General features: G+C 72.1%; 3 protein-coding genes and 1 pseudogene. 3 read left to right on the top strand and 1 reads right to left on the bottom strand.

Going from position 1 to position 3940, the window contains the following annotated elements; genetic code table 11:
- The 3 genes from AC08OV_RS23860 to clpB form a co-directional block, all read left to right on the top strand.
- Positions 1-660 (top strand): DnaJ C-terminal domain-containing protein (locus tag AC08OV_RS23860; RefSeq protein WP_476620358.1); only part of this gene is annotated, 660 nt, incomplete at its 5' end.
- Entirely contained in the window at positions 657-1040 is a 384-nt protein-coding gene (locus AC08OV_RS23855) for a chaperone modulator CbpM (protein WP_476616049.1), read from the top strand. The genes AC08OV_RS23860 and AC08OV_RS23855, both read left to right, overlap by 4 nt.
- Positions 1031-3667, top strand: a complete 2637-nt coding sequence (gene clpB, locus AC08OV_RS23850) for an ATP-dependent chaperone ClpB (protein ID WP_476616050.1) — start codon at positions 1031-1033, stop codon at positions 3665-3667. Before AC08OV_RS23855 ends, clpB begins: the two co-directional genes overlap by 10 nt.
- A gap of 63 nt (positions 3668-3730) precedes the next feature.
- On the opposite strand, the pseudogene AC08OV_RS23845 reads toward clpB, so the two are convergent.
- A pseudogene (locus AC08OV_RS23845) lies at positions 3731-3940 on the bottom strand (hypothetical protein); the annotation flags it as partial.

Below are 3940 nucleotides of genomic sequence, written 5' to 3'. Positions count from 1 at the left end.
GGTTTCGGCACAGCCGGATTCGAGGATCTGTTCGGAACCCTTTTCGGGGCCCGTGGCGCGGCCGGGCCGATCCCGGGCGCCGACCAGGAAGCCGAGCTCAGCCTGACGGTCGAGGAGGCGTACCGGGGTGGTCGCCGCCGGGTCACGCTGACCGGCTCGGACGGGCCGCGTTCTTACCAGGTCAGCATCCCCGCGGGGGTGGTGGCCGGTCAGCGGATCCGGCTGGCCGGGCAGGGCGGCCGTGGCAGCGGTGACGCCCCGCCCGGCGACCTCTACCTGCGGGTACGGATCGCACTGCACCCCCGCTATCGGGTGGGCGGCCGCGATATCCAGCTGAAGCTACCGGTCACCCCGTGGGAGGCGGCGCTGGGCGCGACGGTCTCGACCAGCACTCCCGGCGGCGAGGTCAAGGTCCACGTCCCGGCGGGTTCGTCGAGTGGCCGCCGGCTGCGGCTGCGTGGCGAGGGCCTGCCGAATCCGTCGGGACGGCCGGGCGACCTCTACGCCGAGGTCAGCGTGGCAGTGCCGCCGACGCTGACCGACCGGGAGCGGGCGCTGTTCGGAGAACTGGCGGCCACCTCGACCTTCGACCCGAGAAACTCCAACCCGAGAAACTCCAACCCCAGAAAGTCCGATCCGAGCAAGGGATCCTGGCGATGACCATCCCATCCCCGTCGCAGCAGCGGACGGCGCCGTCGCCGATCACCCGGCCGCGTTACCCGCTGGCACCAGCCCGGAAGCTGACCGTGGAGACGGTCGCCAGCCGCGGCGGGCTGCATCCCGACCTGGTCCGCCGGTTCGTGGCGCTCGGCCTGCTGGAGGCCTCCCGCGACGCCACCGGGACGCGGTGGTTCGCCCCGGACACCCCGGCGACGATCGCGAGGATCCAACGGCTGCGGGCCGGCCTGTGCCTGAACTACGCCGCGATCGGTCTCGTCCTCGACCTGCTCGACCGCATCGACGTGCTGGAAGCCGCGCTGCGCGGTGACCAGGCCGCTCGATCTCCGACAGCCGCAAGGAGCACACCGCCGTGGACATGAACCGGCTGACTCAGAAGTCCCAGGAGGCCTTGGCCGCGGCGCAGGCCAGGGCGACCGCGCTCGGGCACACCGAGGTCGACGGCGAGCATCTGCTCCTCGCCCTGCTGCAGGCCCCGGACGGGCTGATCCCCCGGTTGATCGGGCAGACCGGCGCCGACTCCGCCGCGCTGGCCGCCGCCGTCGAAGCCGACCTGGCCCGGCGGCCGAAGGTCAGCGGGCCGGGCGCCGCCCCCGGGCGGGTGTTCCTCACCCAGCGGCTGTCCCGGCTGCTGGATGCGGCCGAGCGCGAGGCCGGGCGGCTCAGGGACGACTACGTCTCGGTGGAACACCTTCTCCTCGCGCTGGCCGAGGAGGGGTCGGCCACCGAGGCCGGGAGGCGGCTGGCGGAGCACGGGATCACCCGGGAGTCGTTCCTCGCTGCGCTCACCCAGGTACGCGGCCATCAGCGGGTCACCTCCGCGACGCCGGAAGCCACCTACGAGGCGCTGGAGAAGTACGGCCGCGACCTGGTTGCCCAGGCCCGCGACGGCACGCTGGAACCGGTCATCGGCCGCGACGCCGAGATCCGCCGCGTCATCCAGATCCTCAGCCGCAAGACGAAGAACAACCCGGTGCTGCTCGGCGACCCGGGCGTCGGCAAGACCGCGATCGTGGAGGGCCTGGCGCAGCGCATCGTCCACCGCGACGTCCCGGAAGGACTACGCGACAAGACGATCTTCGCATTGGACCTGGGATCCCTGGTCGCGGGCGCCAAGTACCGCGGCGAGTTCGAGGAGCGGCTCAAGGCCGTGCTGGCCGAGGTCAAGGCCGCCCAGGGCCGCATTCTGCTCTTCGTCGACGAGCTGCACACCGTGGTGGGAACCGGCGCGGCCGAAGGCGCCATGGACGCCGGCAACATGCTCAAGCCGATGCTCGCCCGCGGCGAGCTGCACATGATCGGCGCAACGACGCTGGACGAGTACCGCAAGCGCGTGGAGTCCGACGCCGCCCTGGAACGCCGCTTCCAGCCGGTCATGGTCGACGAGCCCACCGTCGAGGACACCATCTCGATCCTGCGCGGGCTGCGGGAACGCTTCGAGATCTACCACGGAGTAAAGATCCAGGATGGCGCACTGGTCGCCGCTGCCACGATGAGCCACCGTTACATCACCGACCGATTCCTGCCGGACAAGGCGATCGACCTGGTCGACGAGGCCTGCGCCCGGCTACGCACCGAGATCGACTCGATGCCCGCCGAGCTCGACGAGATCACCCGGCGGGTCACCCGCCTGGAAATCGAGGAAGCCGCCCTGGCCAAGGAGACCGACCCGGCCAGCGAGACCCGGCTGGCCGAGCTGCGCCGGGAGCTCACCGACCTGCGCGCCGAGGCCGACGCCAAGCGCGCCCAGTGGGATGCCGAACGCCAGGCGATCCGGCGGGTTCAGCAGCTACGCGAGGAGCTCGAACGGGTGCGCCGCGAAGCCGAGGAAGCCGAACGGGCCTACGACCTGAACCGGGCCGCCGAGCTGCGCTACGGCCGGTTGGGTGAGCTGGGACGGCGACTCGCGGCCGAGGAGGACCGGCTCGCCGCCAAACAGGGCGAGCAGCGGCTGCTGCGCGAGGTCGTCACCGACGAGGAGATCGCCGAGATCGTCGCGGCCTGGACCGGCATCCCGGTCTCCCGGCTGCGCGAGACCGAACGCGAGAAGCTGCTGTGCCTCGACGACACCCTGCGCCAGCGGGTCGTCGGCCAGGATGAGGCCGTCACGCTGGTCACCGACGCGATCATCCGGGCCCGCTCCGGCATCCGCGACCCCCGCCGGCCCATCGGCTCGTTCATCCTCCTCGGACCCACCGGCGTCGGCAAGACCGAGCTGGCCAGGGCCTTGGCCGCCGCCCTGTTCGACACCGAGGAGAACATGACCCGCCTCGACATGAGCGAGTACCAGGAACGGCACACGGTCAGCCGGCTCGTCGGCGCTCCCCCCGGCTACGTCGGCTACGAGGAGGGCGGCCAGCTCACCGAGGCGGTCCGGCGCAAGCCCTACGCGGTGGTGCTCTTCGACGAGATCGAGAAGGCACACACCGACGTGTTCAACGTCCTGCTGCAGCTCCTCGATGACGGCCGCGTCACCGACGCCCAGGGACACCGGGTCGACTTCCGCAACACCGTCATCATCATGACCTCCAACATCGGCTCCCCCTACCTGCTCGACGGCGTCGACTCCGACGGGCAGATCAGACCCGACGCGCAGGCCCGGGTGATGGCCGACCTGCGCGGGCACTTCCGCCCGGAGTTCCTCAATCGGATCGACGACATCATCCTGTTCCGGCCGCTGGGCCTACCCCAGCTCGAGCGGATCGTCGATCTCCAGTTCTCTGACCTGCGCCGACGCCTGGCCGAGCGGCGGATCACCCTCGAGCTGACCGACGCCGGCCGGCGCCTGATCGCCCAGGCGGGATACGACCCGGTCTACGGCGCCCGGCCGCTGCGCCGTTACATCTCCCACGACGTCGAAACCCGCATCGGCCGCGCGCTGCTCCGCGGCGAGGTCACCGAAGGCGGAACGGTGCGCGTCGACGCCCACGACGGCGAACTGGTCGTCAGCTGTCAGGCAGCGGACGCGCGGCACGGGCTCGCCGCCTGAACCCCGACCCCTCCAGGCCGGCCGGCCCCCTCCAGACTGGCCGGCCCCTCCTGGGACCACCGGTCAGCGACGAACCGACGGCGCCACGCTAGCGCCGAGACCGGCGCCGCCCGGCCCGGCGTTCGCATCCACACCCGCGCTCGGCCCCACCCCGACGCCGAGACCCGCACCACCCGGCCCCGCGGTCGTACCCACGCCCGCGCCCGGAACCTGCGCGTCGACACCCGTGCCGCCCGGCCCGGCGGCCGCGCCCACACCCGCGCTCGGCCCCAC

It is taken from the genome of Frankia sp. CeTa3Moorea, assembly GCF_978021225.1.
Note: the sequence above shows the minus strand (reverse complement) of the source record. Positions and strands in the feature narration are given on the sequence as shown.

What these genes read in the sequence shown, in the direction of transcription:
- AC08OV_RS23855 (WP_476616049.1), top strand. Translation starts at nt 657, where the DNA reads ATGACCATCCCATCCCCGTCGCAGCAGCGGACGGCGCCGTCGCCGATC.